The 16,479-nt window shown below is 68.6% G+C and carries 15 protein-coding genes; 7 read left to right on the top strand and 8 right to left on the bottom strand.

Annotation, left to right across the window (positions count from 1 at the left end; all coding sequences use genetic code 11):
* Nucleotides 1-87: 87 nt before the first annotated feature.
* Both QM741_RS09400 and QM741_RS09395 read left to right on the top strand, forming a co-directional pair.
* Complete coding sequence (locus QM741_RS09400) at nucleotides 88-276, top strand: DUF4160 domain-containing protein (RefSeq protein ID WP_415207451.1); 189 nt, start codon at nucleotides 88-90, stop codon at nucleotides 274-276.
* Entirely contained in the window at nucleotides 273-725 is a 453-nt protein-coding gene (locus tag QM741_RS09395) for a DUF2442 domain-containing protein (RefSeq protein WP_415207450.1), read from the top strand. Before QM741_RS09400 ends, QM741_RS09395 begins: the two co-directional genes overlap by 4 nt.
* A 750-nt stretch (nucleotides 726-1,475) precedes the next feature.
* On the opposite strand, the gene QM741_RS09390 is transcribed toward QM741_RS09395, so the two are convergent.
* The 7 genes from QM741_RS09390 to QM741_RS09360 form a co-directional block, all read right to left on the bottom strand.
* Entirely contained in the window at nucleotides 1,476-3,308 is a 1,833-nt protein-coding gene (locus QM741_RS09390; protein WP_415207449.1) for a putative 2OG-Fe(II) oxygenase, read from the bottom strand.
* Between the two features lie 4 nt (nucleotides 3,309-3,312).
* Nucleotides 3,313-3,771: a TOBE domain-containing protein gene (locus QM741_RS09385; RefSeq protein WP_415207448.1), complete on the bottom strand. Its 459-nt coding sequence runs from the start codon at nucleotides 3,769-3,771 to the stop codon at nucleotides 3,313-3,315.
* Nucleotide 3,772: 1 nt separating this feature from the next.
* Nucleotides 3,773-5,092 carry an aspartyl/asparaginyl beta-hydroxylase domain-containing protein gene (locus QM741_RS09380; RefSeq protein ID WP_415207447.1) on the bottom strand — a complete coding sequence of 440 codons (1,320 nt, stop codon included), beginning with the start codon at nucleotides 5,090-5,092 and terminating at the stop codon, nucleotides 3,773-3,775.
* Between the two features lie 27 nt (nucleotides 5,093-5,119).
* Nucleotides 5,120-6,076: a DUF4097 family beta strand repeat-containing protein gene (locus QM741_RS09375; RefSeq protein ID WP_415207446.1), complete on the bottom strand. Its 957-nt coding sequence runs from the start codon at nucleotides 6,074-6,076 to the stop codon at nucleotides 5,120-5,122.
* Between the two features lie 31 nt (nucleotides 6,077-6,107).
* The gene (locus QM741_RS09370) at nucleotides 6,108-6,539 is read right to left on the bottom strand and encodes a hypothetical protein (RefSeq protein ID WP_415207445.1); all 432 of its coding nucleotides are present in this window, start codon (nucleotides 6,537-6,539) and stop codon (nucleotides 6,108-6,110) included.
* 31 nt (nucleotides 6,540-6,570) lie between these two features.
* A complete protein-coding gene (locus QM741_RS09365) occupies nucleotides 6,571-7,146 on the bottom strand; it encodes an RNA polymerase sigma factor (RefSeq protein ID WP_415207444.1) in 576 nt (191 codons plus the stop codon).
* Between the two features lie 187 nt (nucleotides 7,147-7,333).
* On the bottom strand, nucleotides 7,334-7,912 hold the full coding sequence (locus tag QM741_RS09360; protein ID WP_415207443.1) for a TetR/AcrR family transcriptional regulator: 579 nt from the start codon (nucleotides 7,910-7,912) through the stop codon (nucleotides 7,334-7,336).
* 203 nt (nucleotides 7,913-8,115) lie between these two features.
* Here QM741_RS09360 and QM741_RS09355 point away from each other — a divergent pair, with 203 nt between their 5' ends.
* The 5 genes from QM741_RS09355 to QM741_RS09335 all read left to right on the top strand — a co-directional run bounded on the left by QM741_RS09355 (nucleotide 8,116) and on the right by QM741_RS09335 (nucleotide 15,040).
* Nucleotides 8,116-10,575, top strand: a complete 2,460-nt coding sequence (locus QM741_RS09355) for an acyl-CoA dehydrogenase (protein ID WP_415207442.1) — start codon at nucleotides 8,116-8,118, stop codon at nucleotides 10,573-10,575.
* Between the two features lie 200 nt (nucleotides 10,576-10,775).
* On the top strand, nucleotides 10,776-11,825 hold the full coding sequence (gene dgcN, locus QM741_RS09350; protein WP_415207441.1) for an N-acetyltransferase DgcN: 1,050 nt from the start codon (nucleotides 10,776-10,778) through the stop codon (nucleotides 11,823-11,825).
* A complete protein-coding gene (gene dgcA, locus QM741_RS09345) occupies nucleotides 11,810-12,835 on the top strand; it encodes an N-acetyl-D-Glu racemase DgcA (RefSeq protein WP_415207440.1) in 1,026 nt (341 codons plus the stop codon). The genes dgcN and dgcA overlap by 16 nt, the downstream gene beginning before the upstream one ends.
* A gap of 4 nt (nucleotides 12,836-12,839) precedes the next feature.
* The gene (gltS, locus tag QM741_RS09340) at nucleotides 12,840-14,045 is read left to right on the top strand and encodes a sodium/glutamate symporter (protein ID WP_415207439.1); all 1,206 of its coding nucleotides are present in this window, start codon (nucleotides 12,840-12,842) and stop codon (nucleotides 14,043-14,045) included.
* Between the two features lie 80 nt (nucleotides 14,046-14,125).
* Nucleotides 14,126-15,040, top strand: a complete 915-nt coding sequence (locus QM741_RS09335) for a LysR family transcriptional regulator (protein WP_415207438.1) — start codon at nucleotides 14,126-14,128, stop codon at nucleotides 15,038-15,040.
* 24 nt (nucleotides 15,041-15,064) lie between these two features.
* On the opposite strand, the gene QM741_RS09330 is transcribed toward QM741_RS09335, so the two are convergent.
* Nucleotides 15,065-16,369 (bottom strand): NTP/NDP exchange transporter, encoded by a 1,305-nt coding sequence (locus tag QM741_RS09330; protein WP_415207437.1) that lies wholly within the window; start codon nucleotides 16,367-16,369, stop codon nucleotides 15,065-15,067.
* Between the last annotated feature and the right edge of the window lie 110 nt (nucleotides 16,370-16,479).

Genomic DNA, 16,479 nt, shown 5'->3' with positions numbered 1-16,479 from the left:
GGCCATGGCTTCGCTTGAAAAGTGCAATGATTGCACTAATATACGCAGATGCCCACGATCAAGCGTTTCGCACGCCGCCGTCTGGACATGTACTCGCGCGAGCGGCGTGCCGCATTTCCACTTGATCGACAAGAGGACGACCGCGCCTCGGTCGCCATCGATACGCGGGTGTTTCTCGTCGGCGAGCTGCGGCAGCGCGATGCGGCGGATGCGTTGGCCTGGGCAAAAGAAAACCGGGCGGCGCTGGCCGCGAAATGGAAGGAGTTGAACCGATGAGCCGAAAGAATCCACCGCCGCGCATCGAGAGCGTGCGCGCGCAAAAAGGTCATGCGCTCGCTCTGCGCTGGTCGAGTGGCGAGGAAGTCGCCGTCGATCTGGCGGCCGAGGTGAGGCGACTCGCCTCGCTCGCGCCGCTGCGCGATGCGCGCGAATTCCGCCGCGTGAAACCCGGCGAGCACGGCCACAGCGTGGAATGGCCCAGCGGCGTGGACATCGGCGCGGATTCGCTCTGGCGCGACACGCTCATCGCGCTGGGGCATGCCGATGCGGTGGCGTTTTCCGATTGGCGCCTGAGTCGCGGTTTCACGCTCGATCAAGCGGCCGAGGCGCTGGGCTTGTCCCGGCGCATGGTGGCGTATTACGAATCGGGCGAAGCGGCGGTGCCCAAGACGGTGGTGCTGGCCTGCAGGGGTTATGACGCGCAGCAGCGGCTCGCGGCGGCGTAACGGCGTGCTGCGCACTCACGCAGGCAGGATGCCGAAGCGAACATTCGCGCAGCGAATGGCCCGGAGGGCACGCGGCGGGACCGCCGCGTGTAATCCAGTTCTTGCTTTGGCTTTTGATTCTTTCCAACCGCGCCCCTTCGCCATTCCGCGCGCGTCCGGCGCGCGGGTTCCTTTCTCTTGCTCGCACAAGAGAAAGGAACCAAAGAGAATGCGCCGCGGCAAACGGGGGCTCGAAGATCAAGAGCACGAGCGCTCTGCGCTTCCCTTCTCCCACCGGGAGAAGGTGCCCCGAAGGGGCGGATGAGGGAAAGGCTTTGCAGATTGGATCGGCCTTCATTCGTGCGAGGCTCTTCCCTCATCCGGCGCTGCCGCGCCACCTTCTCCCGGTGGGAGAAGGAAAGCGAGGCGCGCAGGAGCGCGCTGCTCTTGCTCTTCCGCGCATGGCGGCGGCAGCGGACGACAAGGCCCGAAGGGTGCGCGCGAGGATCGCGCGCATTCCGTTGTGGCACACGGATGTGCCATCAACGGAACCCGGCCGCTGACGCGGACCCGCAGCGCAGAATGCGCGAAGGGCGCCATGCGCTGGGGCGTGTTTCTTTTGGTGACTTTTCTTTGCACGTGCAAAGAAAAGTCACCCGCTCGCCGAAGGCGAGTGGAAGCTTTGGCTTTTGAAACCACTGAAAAGCGAACGATCAAAAGCAAGACCTGGATTCCCGCCTTCGCGGGAATGACGAGCATGCCGCCCCGCAGTTACGCGGGCAACACGTCGAAGGCGAGGGTCAGGCGCGGTTCGTCGTCGGCGAACGGCACGGTGCCGTGCCAGAGGTACGAGGGAAACAGGGCCAGGTGCCCGGCTTGCGGGCGGACGATGCGGCGCGGCGGCAGGTCGAGCCCGAGCGTTTCCAGCGGTTTGCCGAGATGGAGGCTGCCGGGTGCGCCGCCGTCGGCGGCGGCGGCGGCAACGGACGGCGGCAAGGAAACGTAGAACGCCGAACTCATCCAGCCCTTGTTGTGGATGTGGCTGGAATGGTGTCCCGCCGATTGGAGCCGCACCGACCAGGAGCCGGCGAACCGCACGCTGCGGCGCCTGCGCGACAGAAACGGATGCGTGTCGTCGCCGGGCAGCGTCGCCAGCCATTTTTCGACCGCGGCGCGCAACGCGGTTTCGGCGGCGCGGATGACGGGGTCGTCGCGTCCGAACAGCAGCCCCGAGGTTTGCGAACCGCCGCGCACGCTTTGATGCAAGGGTTGGCGCACCGCGTTGTGCAGGGCGTGCAGGGTTTGCGCGAGGGCGGCGAGAAACGCGGGCAGATCGGCGAAGCCCGGCGGCGGTTCGATCGCGTCGTAGCCGACCAGGTTCTCGTAACCGAACAGCCAGTATTCGCGCGCATCGCCGAGCAGGCGCCACGCGGTGCCGAGGTTGGCCCAGGCCTCCTGATCGCGCGGCGCGACTCGCACGGCACGCGCGGCGCAATCGCGGGCCAGTTCGAAACGCTGGCTGCGGAACGCATGGCGCGCGTAGGCGTTGAGGAAATCCGCATCGTCGCCGAACGTGCGCTGCGCGGTTTCGAACAACGCCTGCGCCTTGTCGAACTGGCCGAGCGCGTCGCGCGCATCGGCCTCGAACCAGTCCAGCCGCCGCCCGCCCTGCCCGCGCCGGCGCATCGTCTGCAGCGCCGCCAGCGCGGCTTCGTCGCGTTGCGCGGCACGCAGCAGGCGCGCCAGCGTGAATTGCAAGGGTTCGTTGTCCGGCTGTGCCTGCGCGGCATCCTGCAGCGCCGCCAGCGGGTCTTCTCCTGGCGCCAGTTCGGCGCCGTGCTCCCACAGCAAATCCGTCAGCGTTTCCCAGGTCCGCGCATCGGCCGGGAAGGCGCGTGCCAGTTCGCGCGCGCCTTGCAGGGCTTGTGCGGACCGGCCGGCGTCGGCATGCAGGCCGACCAGCGCATTGCGCACCTCGGCGGTGTCGTGGCCGAGCGCCTGCGCGCGGCGAAAGCTCTGCGTCGCCTCGTCGAGGCGGCCGAGCAGGCGCTGCACCGCGGCGAGGTTCACCCAGGCCGGCGCGTAGTCGGCGTCGAGTTCGATGGCCTTGCGGAAGGCGGCGGCGGCGACTTCCCAGTCCTCGCTGCCGTGCAGCGCGCTGCCGAGTCCATGCCATGCCTGGGCGCTGGGCTGCAATGCCAGGGCGCACTCGAACGCCTTCGCGGCGCGCACGTGGTCGTGCAGCGTCAGCAACGTCGAGCCGAGCAGGAAGGCGATTTGCGCGGTCGTCGGCGCGTTCTCCAGCACGCCCACGGCATCCGCGAAACGCTGCTGCTTGCGCAACCACGTGGCGTAGTTCGCCGCGATCAGCGGGCTGTCGTGCAGGGCCAGTGCGCGGCGGAACGCCTCGTCGGCGGGCTGGCCCGTTTCGGCCAGGCACAGGCCGAGCAACTGCTGGGCGTCGGCGCAGTCCGGCGCTTCGCGCACCAGGGCCCACGCCAGCGCGAGCGCCTGCGCGGCGTTGCCCGATTGCAGCAGCGCGAAGGCCTGCCGCAAACGCGTCGCCTGCGCGGCGCTCAACGGCCGGTTGGACGATGCCGCCATGCGCTCAGTGGGTGCGGCGCACACGCAGCTTCACGCCCGCCTGCGTGGTCAGGAAATAACTGCCCAGCATGCCCTTGCTCAACCTGACGGTATCGCCCACGCGCACGGATGCGTTGGCGGCCTGGGTCTGCACCCACACCTGGCCGTTTTCGAGCGTGATGCTGCGCACGGACGAACCGCCGAGCCAGTCGACATCGGCGACCTTGCTTTCGATGCGGTCGGGCGTGACTTCCGCGACGCTCTGGTCGGGATTGCGCAGCGGCTCGACCGGCTTGTTCAGGCCGAAATCCGCCGCGGCCTGCTTGACCGCCGCTTCGTTGACTTCGCGCGGCGGCGGAAACGCCTTGTCGTAGCAGGCCAGGCGCGCCTGCGGCTGCGCGACCTGCGCGCAAGGATGCGACGCCTGCGCCGACGCGGACGCGGCGAAGGCGAACAGACACACTGCAAGGATCGGTCTTTGCATTTCAGGTTCCATCGGTTTGGCTACGGTATTCGTTCATCGCCTCGGCCAGCGCGCCGACCATCTCGCGTTCGGCCGGCGCGAGCTGCGGATTCCACACGTCGAACATCAGGATCACGCGCAATCGGTCGCTGTCGTTGCGCGCCTCGTGCTCGATGCAATCGTCGAACACCCAGCACTTGCCTTCGCGCCACTGCTTCCAGTCGTAACCGACGCGGTAATGACAATTCTCCGGCACCACCAGCGGCAGGTGCGCGACGAGGCGCGCATTGGTCTCGCCGGTGTGCGGCGGAATGTGCGCGTGCGGCGCCAGCGCGGAGAACATCGCGTTCGGGCACAGGCCCGCGATCGTTACCGCATCCACGAGCGCCAGCGTTTCGGCGGTCTTCGGGCATTGGTCGAGGTGTTCGCGCACCGGCGCGCCGTGCTGGTAGAGATGAAAGCCGCTCCAGTTGCGCGAATGGTTGAGCTTGTCCCATTGGTTGACCGGCGCGCCCGGCGGGTACTGGATGTAGGGCACGAACTCGTCCTGGCGGCGCACGAGCATCTCCTGCAACTCGGCCTTGATCGCTTCGGTGCGCGCCTCGACCTCGCGCATCCACGGGAACAGGGCGTCGTCGTAGAAGGTGATCGCCGGCAGGCGCGGCACGTGCAACTGGTTGCACTCGTGCGCGTAGGGCTTGCTCTTGCCGGCGAGGATGGCCATGGCTTCGTCCCAGCGACCGCCGGCGATGGCGTCCACCGCCGCATATTGCGCGTCGACCTTGTGCTTGAGGAAGGCGGCGAGTTCGTCGCCGTCGCGCGCCACCGCCGCGCGCGCATGTTCCAGCCGCTTGCGCAACGCCTGCGGCCAGTGCGCGGGATCGTTGCCGGCCACCTTGAGCACGTTGCGGAACACGGCGGCGGCGGCCCGGGAGCGCTTGTCGCGTTCGAGGAATTCGCCGCGCGCGAGCAGGCCCGGCAGGAAATACGGGTCGATGTCGAGCGCGGAGATGATGGCGCTCCATTCCAGATCCGCCCGCCCGGCCTCGCGATGCACGCGCGCCAGCGAGAGCGGGACCATCGGATCGCGCGGCGCGGCGATGCGCGCCTTGTCCAACAGTTCGCGCGCGGCAGCCAGATCGCCGCGCTGGAAGGCATGCACGCCGAGGCTGAACAGCGCGGCGGGGTTTTCCGGTTCCAGATCGCGCACCTGCGACCACAGGCGTTCGGCTTCCTGCCAGCGCCCGGCCGAAGCCGCCGCCCCTGCCGCGTTCGCCAATCGTGCGGCGCTGTTGCCGTTCGTCATCGCAAAGACCGTGTCGTCGACCGCGTCGTCGTTCACCGCCTATGATCGCACGAAACCAGAACGTCAGTCGTGTTTGCGGATCTCGACGTTGCCGCTGAACGACTGCGCCTCGATGCGCGCATCGCCCTCGCCCACGCGCGCGTCGAGACTGCTGCCCGGCCCGAACTCGGCCTTCTCGACCTTGCCGTAGTCGCTGCCGATGCTGCCGCTGAACGTCTCCGCCTTGATGTGCGCGGACAGGTTCTCCGGCAGACGCAGGCGCACCGTGCCGCTCAGCGTCTCCGCGTGCAGGCGCGCACCTTTCGCGGGCGCCGCCGTCGCGTCTATCGAACCGGAAACGCATTCGGCGTTGAACTCCGCCACCGTCGGCGCGGCGAAGCCGATGGCACCCGAAACGGTTTCGAGCTTGACGCGTCCGTCGGCGCCGGTCGCACGGATGTCGCCGCTCACGGTCTGCAGGTGCGCCTGTTCGACGACGCCGGGTTTCGGTACGTCGAGGGTGACGCTGCCGCTGACGCTGTTGGCCTCGATGCGGCGCGCCGCGCTGTTCAAGTCGAGCTTGCCGCTGACCGCGTCGACGTCGAGCGACTTGCCGTCGATGCCGCTCAGCTTGCCGTTGGCGCTGACCAGGTCGAGCTTGACGGACACGGCATGCGGCACGCTCAGCACCAGCGTCGTGTCGCTGTCCGGTCCCTGCGTGCCGAACCAGCCCTTGCCGCCCTTGGATTCGACATGCAGTTCCAGACGGCGCGCGTCGCCTTCGATCGAGAGCCGGGAATCGGCGCCGAGGCTGCCGCTGAGGTCGACCGTGTCCTGGTTGCCGCCGGTCACGGTCACGCTGCCGCGCACGTTGCCGATCTCGATCGTGCCGTCGGCGGCGAAGGCCCAACTGCGCTGGATGGACCGGGCCGCGCCTTCGGCACCGATCGTTTCCTGCGTCGGCGGATTCGCGGCGAACGCTGCCGGCAAAGCGCCAAGCAGCGCGCAGGCGAACGAGACATGGCGTATCGGAAATTTCATCTTTCCCTCCTGATTCGATCCGGTCCGGGGATCAACCCGAAATCGCCGACTGCCGCATCAGGCGCATGCGCTGCGCGTTGGTGCGGTTGAGCATGCCGACGAGGAACACCGCGTCCGGGCGCGCTTCGAGCGCCGCCTGCAGATCGGCGCTGGCCTTGTCGAGATCCTGCGCCGCGTCGGCGAGTCTCGGATCGGCCGGCTTGGCCCAGTCCAGCGCGGTCGGCAACGCGACCTGCGCGAGCGCCGGTTCGGCGTGGCGCAAATGCACGGCGGTGAACGCGGCGCCGGCGACGACGAGCACGCTGGCCGCGATCGCGATCGCGAACGCGGGGCGACGCCATTGCCGCCGCGGTGTCGCGGGCGTGGCGATGCGCGCCTCGATCTGCGGCCACAGGTCGCGCGCAGGCTCGACCGCCCGGTCGAGCTTGCGCATCTGGTTACGCCACTGGAATTCGCCGTCCATCTCTCACCTCGTCGCCCGCAAGACGGGCCATTCAAGCCGCTTCAAGTGTCGTTCGCAACAGGGCGCGCGCACGATGCAACTGCGCCTTCGACGAACCGACCGCCATGCCGAGCTCGGCGGCGATCTCCTCGTGCTTCCAACCCTCGACGTCGTGCAGCACGAGCACGGCGCGCGCGCGCGGCGGCAGTTTCGACACCGCGCGTTCCAGGTCGTCGCGCTCGCCGGCGCAGAACGGCACCTCGCCGCCGGCGGCCAGTTCGAGCGCGGCATTGTCCGCGTTGACCTCGTCGCGACGGCCGCGCAATTCCATCAGCGCCGTATTCACGCCGAGGCGGTACAGCCAGGTCGAGAACGCCGCGTCGAAGCGGAAACTCGACAGCTTGCGCCAAGCCTGGATGAACGCCTCCTGGGTCAGCTCCTCGGCGCGCGCGCGGTCCATGCCGACCAGGCGCAGGATCGCGCCGTGAACACGGCCGACATGGGCGCGGTACAGCCGCTCGAACGCGCGCGCGTCGCCGGCCAGCGAGGCGCGCACGAGCGCGTGGTCGTCGCCGCGATCCGGGCGGCCTTCGGCAACGGTGTCGGTATCCCGTGGGTATGCCTTCATGCTGAGAACGGCGCCGTCCATTTGCGGGCTTGGATGCGCGGGGCGCCAGTATGGTTTAGAACTCCCGCGATGCGCCATCCTCGGCAGGGGATTGCGGCCGCCCCTGCCGGCATATCGCGAGCGCGTTCGGATGGGTCGTCGCGCTCGTGCCCGGCGCGACGCCCCATCGGGAGAAGGAAAGCAGACGCTATCGCGGAATCAAGGTCGACATCACGTGTTCGACGTATTCCTCCAGTTCCGCATGATCGAGCCGCGGCAGTCCGAGTTGCAACGCGAGTTGCAGAAAACCGACGTAGGCCGCGTAGGTGAGGTGTGCGCGATGCAGCGCCTCGATGGGCGACATGCCGACCTGGCGATAGGCCCGTTTGAGAAAATCCAGGCGCCGCTGCGAGACGCGCTCCATCACCGGCTGCACGATCGGATGGTCGAGCGCGCGCAGCAGCGCGGAATAGATGCCGTGCGTGCGCGCCTCGCGCCCCGTGCGGCGGAACAGTTCGCGCAGGCGTCCGCGCGGATCCGCAACGGCGGCGATCTGGTCCAGCGTTTCGTCAACGTGCGCTTCCCAATTCTGCAGGGCTGCCTTGAGCAGCGCCTCGCGCGTGGCGAAGTGCCAATAGAAACTGCCCTTGGTCACGTTGAGCCGGCGCGCGAGCGGTTCGACGGCGAGCGCGGGCACGCCCTGTTCGGCGATCAGGTCGAGCGCGCCGGCTTCCCAGTCGGCAGCGGACAGGCGCGAGCGTTCGGCTTTTTCTGCGGCTTCCAGCATGCCCCGCATGGTAGCGGTTGGTGCGTGCCGGCGTAAGGGTTCGTGATATTGCGCCGCAGCAGTAAACGTTTACAACTTCTTGTTCATGAAAAGGTTTTCTTTCAGTACGCCAGCGTATTGACAGTACTAAAGTCCGATCACATACTGTTGCGTATGGTAGGGAACCTCTTCCCCTCCACCGCAGTCTTCGAAAGGTACATGTCATGAACTGGATTCCCCTGCTCGCCGCCGTCGTCGCCTCGCTGGCCTGCGCGTATTTCCGCGGCAGCCTGCGCACGTGGACGATCGCGGGTTTCGCCGCGATCCTCGGTATCGGCGCGCTCGCCGGCAGCCACTGGCTCGCGATCGCACTGACCGCGCTCGCGTTCGGCCTGGCTTCGTTGCCGCTCAACCTCGACGATTTCCGTCGCAAGCGCATCACCGCACCGTTGCTCGCCGTATACGAGAAAATCCGCCCGCAGATTTCCGATACCGAACGCACCGCGCTCGAAGCGGGCACGGTCGGTTTCGAAGGCGAGCTGTTCAGCGGCAAGCCCGACTGGTCGAAGCTGCTCAAGCAGCCGGCGCCCGAGTTGTCGGTCGAGGAAAAAGCCTTCCTCGACGGCCCGGTCGAGGAAGTCTGCGCGATGGCCGACGACTGGCAGATCACGCACGAGCTCGCCGACCTGACGCCGGGAATCTGGGACTTCATCAAGAAGCAGAAATTCTTCGGCATGATCATTCCCAAGCAGTACGGCGGTCTCGAATTCTCCGCCTACGCGCAATCGGCCGTGCTGCAGAAGCTGATGGGCATTTCGGGCTCGCTGGCCTCGACCGTCGGCGTGCCCAATTCGCTCGGCCCGGGCGAGCTGCTGCTGCACTACGGCACCCAGGAACAGCGCGACCATTACCTCCCGCGCCTCGCCGACGGCCGCGAGATTCCGTGCTTCGCGCTGACCGGCCCGACCGCGGGCTCGGACGCGACCTCGATCCCCGACTACGGCGTCGTCTGCAAGGGCGAGTGGCAGGGCATGCAAGTGCTCGGCGTGCGACTGACCTTCGACAAGCGCTACATCACGCTCGCGCCGGTGGCGACGCTGATCGGCCTCGCCTTCCAGATGCACGATCCCGAACATCTGCTCGGCGACAAGGAGCATATCGGCATCACGCTCGCGCTGATTCCGCGCTCGACGCCCGGCCTCGAAATCGGCCGCCGCCACTTCCCGCTCAACGGCGCGTTCCAGAACGGCCCGCTGCGCGGCCGCGACATCTTCATCCCGATGTCGCAGCTGATCGGCGGCGCGGACATGGCGGGCCAGGGCTGGCGCATGCTCGTCGAATGCCTTTCGGTCGGCCGCGCGATCACGCTGCCGTCGAACGCCTCGGGCGGCGCGCGCATGGGCGCGATCGCGACCGGCGCCTACGCGCGCATCCGCAAGCAGTTCGGCATGGCCATCGGCCGCTTCGAGGGCGTCGAGGAAGCGCTCGCGCGCATCGGCGGCCACACCTACGCGATCACCGCGCTGTCGCGCGCGACGGCGGCGGCGGTCGACCGCGGCGAAAAGCCCGCGGCGCCGTCGGCGATCGCGAAATACCACTGCACCGAACTCTCGCGCGAAGTCGCGCGCGACATCATCGACATCCACGGCGGCAAGGGCGTGCAGCTCGGGCCGAGCAACTACGCCGGCCGCGGCTGGCAGACCGTGCCGATCTCGATCACCGTCGAAGGCGCGAACATCATGACGCGAAGCCTGATGATCTTCGGCCAAGGCGCGATCCGCTGCCATCCGCACGTGCTCAAGGAGCTGCAGGCCGCGCAGATCGCCGACTACGCCACGCGTTTGCGCGCCTTCGACAAGGAGCTGTTCGCGCACATCGGCTTCGCGGTCTCGAACGCCGTGCGCAGCCTCGTGCTCGGCCTCACGTTCGCGAAGATCGGCAACACGCCGGGCGACAAGTACACGCGCCGCTACTATCGCAAGCTCAATCGCTACGCGGCCAACCTCGCCCTCGTCGCCGACTCGGCGATGCTCATGCTCGGCGGCAAGCTCAAGTTCAAGGAAAGCCTGTCGGCGCGCCTCGGCGACGTGCTGTCGAATCTCTACATCGCGAGCGCCATGCTCAAGCGCTACGAGGATCAGGGCCGTCCGGTCGCCGACCGGCCGCTGCTGGCCTGGGCGTTCCACGATTGTGCGTGGCGCATGCAGAACGCGTTCGACGGCGTGCTGCGCAACTTCCCGATCCGCCCGGCCGCGTGGCTGCTGCGCGCGCTCGTGTTCCCGTTCGGCCGCTTTGAGGTGCCGCCGTCGGATCGCCTCGGCCACCGCGTCGCCGCGCTGCTGATGGCGCCGAACGACGCGCGCGACCGCCTCGGCGAGTGGGCCTATCTCACGCCGAGCGCGAACAACGTCGTCGGCCGCATGAACGCGCTGCTGCCCGAGGTGATCGCCGCGGAACCGGTCGAGCGCAAGTTCGCCAAGGCGCGCAGCCAGCTCGCGAGCCTCGATGCCGCAGCGCAACTCGCCGAAGCCGAGCAACTCGGCGCGATCACGGCGGACGAGCGCACGCAGCTCGAGCGCGTGCGCGCGGCGACGGCCGAATTCATCGCGGTGGACGACTTCGATCCGGCCGAGTTGTCGGCGGCGGTCAGGCACCAGCAGCCGGCGCTGCGATCGGTCGCCTAGGAGCCTGCGCGGCACGTCCGTCCCGTTGCGCAGGCAGGGTGGAAAGACGAATACGGGATAAACCCAAGGTTATGGGTTGGCCCGCCGATTTCATTGGACTCGACTGCGCAGCTGAGGTGTATTTGTCCGGCAGCACGCGGTGCTGCCGGAGCCGTCGAGCATCCGCCAACGTGTTCGACAGCAAGAGGGAACGACGAAACATGGCCACGCCGCAAGGAACCCCGTCCGCCGCCACCGGACAGGGCTGGGGGCCGCCCTACCTGCTCTACATCGGCAACGCGCCCGACCACCTCGCGGCCAAGACCGCGCGCGGTCTCGCCCACTGGCGGCCGCAATGGTGCATCGGCCAGTTCCGCGGCAGCGAATGCCGTACCACGATCGGCATCCCGGACATGACGTTCGAGCAGGCCGTGGCCGCCGGCGCCAACACCCTGATCGTCGGCGTCGCCAACGCCGGCGGCGTGATGGACGAGGAAACCGTCGCGCACGTCGTCCAAGCGCTGCGTGCGGGCCTGAACGTGGCTTCGGGCCTGCACCAACGCCTGACTTCGCACCCGCGCATCGTCGAAACGGCGAAAGCCTGCGGCCGCACGCTGTTCGACGCGCGCGAACCGCCGGCCACGCCGGTCGGCAAGGGGCTGCCGCGCCCGGGCCGGCGCCTGCTCACGGTCGGCACCGATTGTTCGGTCGGCAAGATGTACGCCACGCTGGCGATCGAGAAGGAATTGCGCGCGCGCGGCGTGGCCGCCGATTTCCGCGCGACCGGCCAGACCGGCATCTTCATCGCCGGACGCGGCATCCCGCTCGACGCGGTGATCGCCGACTTCATCTCCGGCGGCGTGGAGTGGCTGGCGCCGGGCCGCGACGACGGCGGTTGGGACCTGATCGAAGGACAGGGTTCCCTGTTCCACCCTTCCTACGCCGGCGTTTCGCTCGGCCTGCTGCACGGCGCGAAACCCGATGCGCTCGTGCTGTGCCACGAACCCGGACGAGCGCACATGCGCGGCCTGCCGCATTATCCGGTGCCCGAACTGGCGCGCTGCCTCGAGAAGAACCTCGACGCCGCGCGCCTGACCAGCCCGAACGTGGTCGCAGTCGGCGTGGCGATCAACGGCTCCAACCTGCCGCCCGGCGACGCCGCGCGCGTGCGCGCCGCCATCGAGGCCGAACTCGGCCTGCCCTGCCAGGACCCCGTGGCCGACGGCGTCGGCCGCATCGTCGACCGCCTGCTGCAATGCCTGCCGAACTGAACTTCCGCGCGGCGAGCTGGCCGCTGGAACGGCCGTTCCGGATTTCGCGCGGGGTCAAGACCGCCGCCGACGTGGTGCAGGTGGAGATTCGCCGCGACGGCGCGTACGGCCGCGGCGAAGCCGTGCCCTATGCGCGCTATGGCGAAAGCGTCGCGTCGGTGCTCGAACAGTTGCAACGGGCCGGCCCGGCGACCGACGCCGGCCTGTCGCGCAGCGCGCTCGACGCACTGCTGCCCGCCGGCGCCGCGCGCAATGCGCTGGATTGCGCCCTGTGGGACCTCGAAGCGCGGTCTTCGGGCATTCCCGTGCACACGCGGCGCGGCGAGAGCGCACTGGCGCCGATGGTCAGCGCGGTCACGATCAGCCTCGACACGGCCGAACGCATGGGCGAGGCCGCGCGTGCGGTCGCCGCCGCGCCCCTGATCAAGATCAAGGTCGACGCGGATGCGCCCGATGCGCGCATCCGCGCCGTGCGCGCCGCCGCGCCGGGTGCGCGCCTGATCGTCGATCCGAACGAAAGCTGGAACCTCGACCTGCTGCGCACGATCCAGCCGGTGCTGCGCGAGACCCGCGTGGCGCTGATCGAACAGCCGCTGCCGGCGGGCGCGGACGACGGCCTCGCCGGCTTCCACGGCGAGTGCCCGCTCTGCGCCGACGAGTCCTGCCACACCAGCGCCGACCTCGACGCGGTCGCGGGCCGTTATCAGGTCGTCAACATCAAACTCGACAAGACCGGCGGATTGAGCGAGGCGCTGCGCCTGCTGCGCGCCGCGCGCGGACGCGGGCTCGGCGTGATGGTCGGCTGCATGGTGGCTTCCTCGCTCGCCATCGCGCCGGCGCTGCACGTGGCCCGCCACGCCGATTTCGTCGACCTCGACGGGCCCTGGTGGCTGCGCGAGGACCATGCCGACGGCGTGCGGATCCGCGACGGCATGCTGTCGCCGCCGCGCACCGGTTTCTGGGGCGACGGCAAGTCCGCCATCGCGGCAAACCGGAACGGGACGGCCTGACCCGATGCTGCAATTCGATGCCGTGCAGACATTGGCGATGGGCGCGGTGAGCCTGTTCGTCGGCCACCTCGCCTGCCGCCACCTGCCGCTGCTGGCGCGCTACAACATTCCCGAGGCCGTGGTCGGCGGCCTGATCGTGGCCCTGTGCGCGCTGGCCGGGCACGGACGCGGCACCGAGCTGTTCCGTTTCGACGCGAGCGTGCAATCGCCGTTGATGATCGCCTTCTTCACCACGATCGGCTTCAACGCGAGCGTGGCGCTGTTGCGAGTCAGCGGCCGACAGGTGGCGCTGATGCTGGGGCTGGCGACGGCATTCGCCATCCTGCAGAACCTGATCGGCATGGCGGTGGCGACGGCGTTCGGCCTGCATCCGCTGTTCGGCGTGCTCGCAGGTTCGCCCACGCTGGCCGGCGGGCCGGCCACCGGCCTCGCATTCGCGCCGTTGTTCGAACAGGCCGGCGTGCGCGGCGCGCAGAGCGTGGCGATGGCGGCGGCGATGGCCGGCATCGTCGCCGCAGGGCTGGTCGGGGGCCCGGCGGCGACCTGGGTGATCGGCCGGCGCGGCCTGCACGGGCCGGGGCCGGGCAGCGGCGCCGGCGATGCCGATTCCGGCGACGACATCGGCGTGCTTCCCGGCGACGACGGCAATGCGCCAGCGCACACCCTGCTCAAGACGCTCGGGCTGATCCTCGTGGCGATGTGGGTGGGCGGCTGGATCGGCGTCGGATTCGAGCGGCTCGGCATCACCCTGCCGGCGTACATCGGCGCGATGCTGGTCGGCGCGGCCATGCGCAACCTCGACGACGCCACCGGCTGGCTGCGACTGCCGCTGCGCACGCTCGAAACGCTCGGCAACGTGGCGCTGTCGCTGTTTCTCGCGGTGGCGCTCATGAACCTCAAGCTGTGGGAGCTGTCCGGCCTGGCGCTGCCGCTGCTGGTCCTGCTCGCGGCGCAGGTGGCGGTGGCCGTGCCATCGTGCTGGCTCGTGTTCGGCCTGATGGGGCGCGACTACGACGCCGCGGTGATGAGCGGCGGCTTCGTCGGCTTCATCCTCGGCATCACCGCCAACGCGATGGCGGTGATGCGCACGCTCGTGGAACGTTACGGCGCGGCCCCGCGCGCCTTCCTCGTGGTGCCGCTGGTCGGCGCTTTCTTCATCGATTTCACCAACGCCGTGGTGATCACCGCATTCGTCAATCTGCTGAAATGACGGCGCCCGCATGACGCGGAGCGGAACACTTCGGCGGCGATTCGGTGCAGAATTCCACCAGGCCCACCGGAATCCATCGCATGCGCCTGCGCCACATCGAAGTCTTCCAGGCGATCCTGCGGGCGGGGACGCTGACCGGCGCCGCGCGCCTGCTCAACGTCTCGCAGCCGGCGGCGAGCAAACTGCTGCAGCATGCCGAGATGCAACTGGGCTTCGCCCTGTTCACGCGCGTCGGCGGCCGCCTGCAACTGACCGCGGAAGGACATCAACTGCGCGAGCGCGTCGGCAAGATTTCCGACGACCTGCGCGACCTGCAACGGCTGACCGACGGCATGCGCCAGCCGCGCCACCGCTCGTTGCGGGTGGTCAGCATTCCGACGCTGGCCAGCCATCTGCTGCCCGACGCGATCAGCTCGCTGCGCCGTTCCTTTCCCGACGTGCGCATCGAGCTGTCCACGCAGCATTCGCGCGAGATGATCGATTCGATCCTGCTGCGCGAGAGCGATCTCGGCCTGACCCTGCAGGACATCTTCCATCCCGGCATCGAGCAGAGGCCGCTTGCGACCGGTCACATGGTCGCGATCGCGCCGCGCGGATGGTGGCCGGAGAAGAACCTGGGCAAACCGATCCCGCTCACCGCGCTGTCGGGCGCGCCGCTGATCGGCATCGCGGTGCGCGACGGCCTCGGCCGCAGCCTGCAAGCCTACACGCAATATCTCGATCCGCCGCCCGACATCGGCATCTGGGTACAGACCTACCAGTTGGCGCGCTCGCTGGTCGCGAACGGGCACGGGCTGGCCATGATCGATCCGTTCACCGCCTGCGGCGCGAGCGACGAGGCCGTGCAGGTCCGCCCGCTCGAACCGCCGCTGGACGTCAACCTGTCGCTGGTCCAGCGCAAGGATGGAGAACGCGCATCGCCGGTGCAGAAGGCGTTCATCGACCACCTTTCCAGAGCGGCCAGGGCGATCCTGTCCCGGCTTTCGAGCCGGTGAACGGCGCGCGGCCGCGCGTCGCGCTCAACGATGCGCTCCGCTCCGGTGCGCGAGTTCCGGCGTGGTCTTGAGGCGCCAGGCGATCCATGCCGCGCACAATGCGGCCGACGCCGAAATCAGCGCGAGCGCGGAATTGTTCGCGTGGAACCAGTCGCGCAGCAACTGGATCGCGCTGACCACGAGCACGTCGCCGAGCCTCCATACCGCCGTGTCGATGAAGCCCTTGGCCTTGTAGCGCGTCTCGCGATCGACGCGCGTGTAGAGGCTGTCGGTCGCGGGTTTTTCCACGCCGTAGGCGCCGCCGCGCGTGACGATCAGCGCGCCCGCCGCCGCCAGCGGGTAACCGAGCAGCGCCAGCGTGACCAACGTCAGCGCCTTGACGATTTCCGTGCCGACGATGCCCACCACCGGCCCGAAGCGGGTCAGCACGATGCGCGTGACGACGATCTGCAGCACCGCCACGAGCACGTTCGTCGCCAGATCGACGCTCGCGTAGAAATCGGTGCGCGCCACGCCGTCCGGAAAGAACTTGTGGCCGATGTCGGTCTGCAGGTTGTAGATCAACGTGCCGACGCCGTCGCCGAGCATCATCAGCACGGCGAGGCGGAACAGGAACGGCGAGGCGAACACCTGCTTCGCGCCGGTCCAGAAGCCGCCGCCGATCACCTCTTCGTTGCGCGCCGCGTCCTGCGCCACCGGATGCCGCCGCGACCACGCGACCAGTGCGAGGATGCACGCCAGCGCGCCGCCGAGCAGGGCGGCCGAGAGGCCGAGCAACGCGGCGATGCCGATCACGGGCACCAGCCACTTCGTCAGCAACGGCCCCGCGATCGCGCCGAGCGTGCCGCCGAACGCGATCATGCTGAACAGCCGATGCGCCTGGTCCACGCTGAAAACGTCGGCGATGAAACTCCAGAACACCGCCACCACGAACAGGTTGAATACGCTCATCCAGACGAAGAACACCGTATTCAGCATATGCGGGTTCAACGTGCCCTGCGACTCGAACGCGGGGATGAAGGCAATGAGGTTGGCGATGAAGAACAGGTACACGACCGGCACGAAGATCTTGCGCGGAAAGCGCGCGACCAGCCAGCCGTAGACCGGCGTCAACACCAGCGTCGTGAGGAAAGTCGCCAGGTAGGACGCCGGCAACGCCTGCGAGCCGACCGCCGCGGCGAGTTGCTCGCGCACCGGCCGCAGCACGTAGTACGCGGCGAGCACGAGGAAGAAATAAATGAAGGCAAGGACCAGCGCGGACCATTCGCCGCGGATCACGCCGGTCGGCGGAACCTGCCCGACGGCGGTTTTGTCGTGTTGTTCTGCCAAGGCGTATATATCGAGTCGGCGGGCGGCAAAGGGTAACACGCACGACGCTTTTTCTTCCCTCTTCCGGCGCGGAAAGGGAAGAACTGCCATCGGCAATGCCGTTACCGTAT

The sequence above is a fragment of the Rudaea sp. genome, assembly GCF_047601565.1.
Taxonomy (GTDB): Bacteria; Pseudomonadota; Gammaproteobacteria; order Xanthomonadales; family Rhodanobacteraceae; genus Rudaea.
Note: the sequence above shows the minus strand (reverse complement) of the source record. Positions and strands in the feature narration are given on the sequence as shown.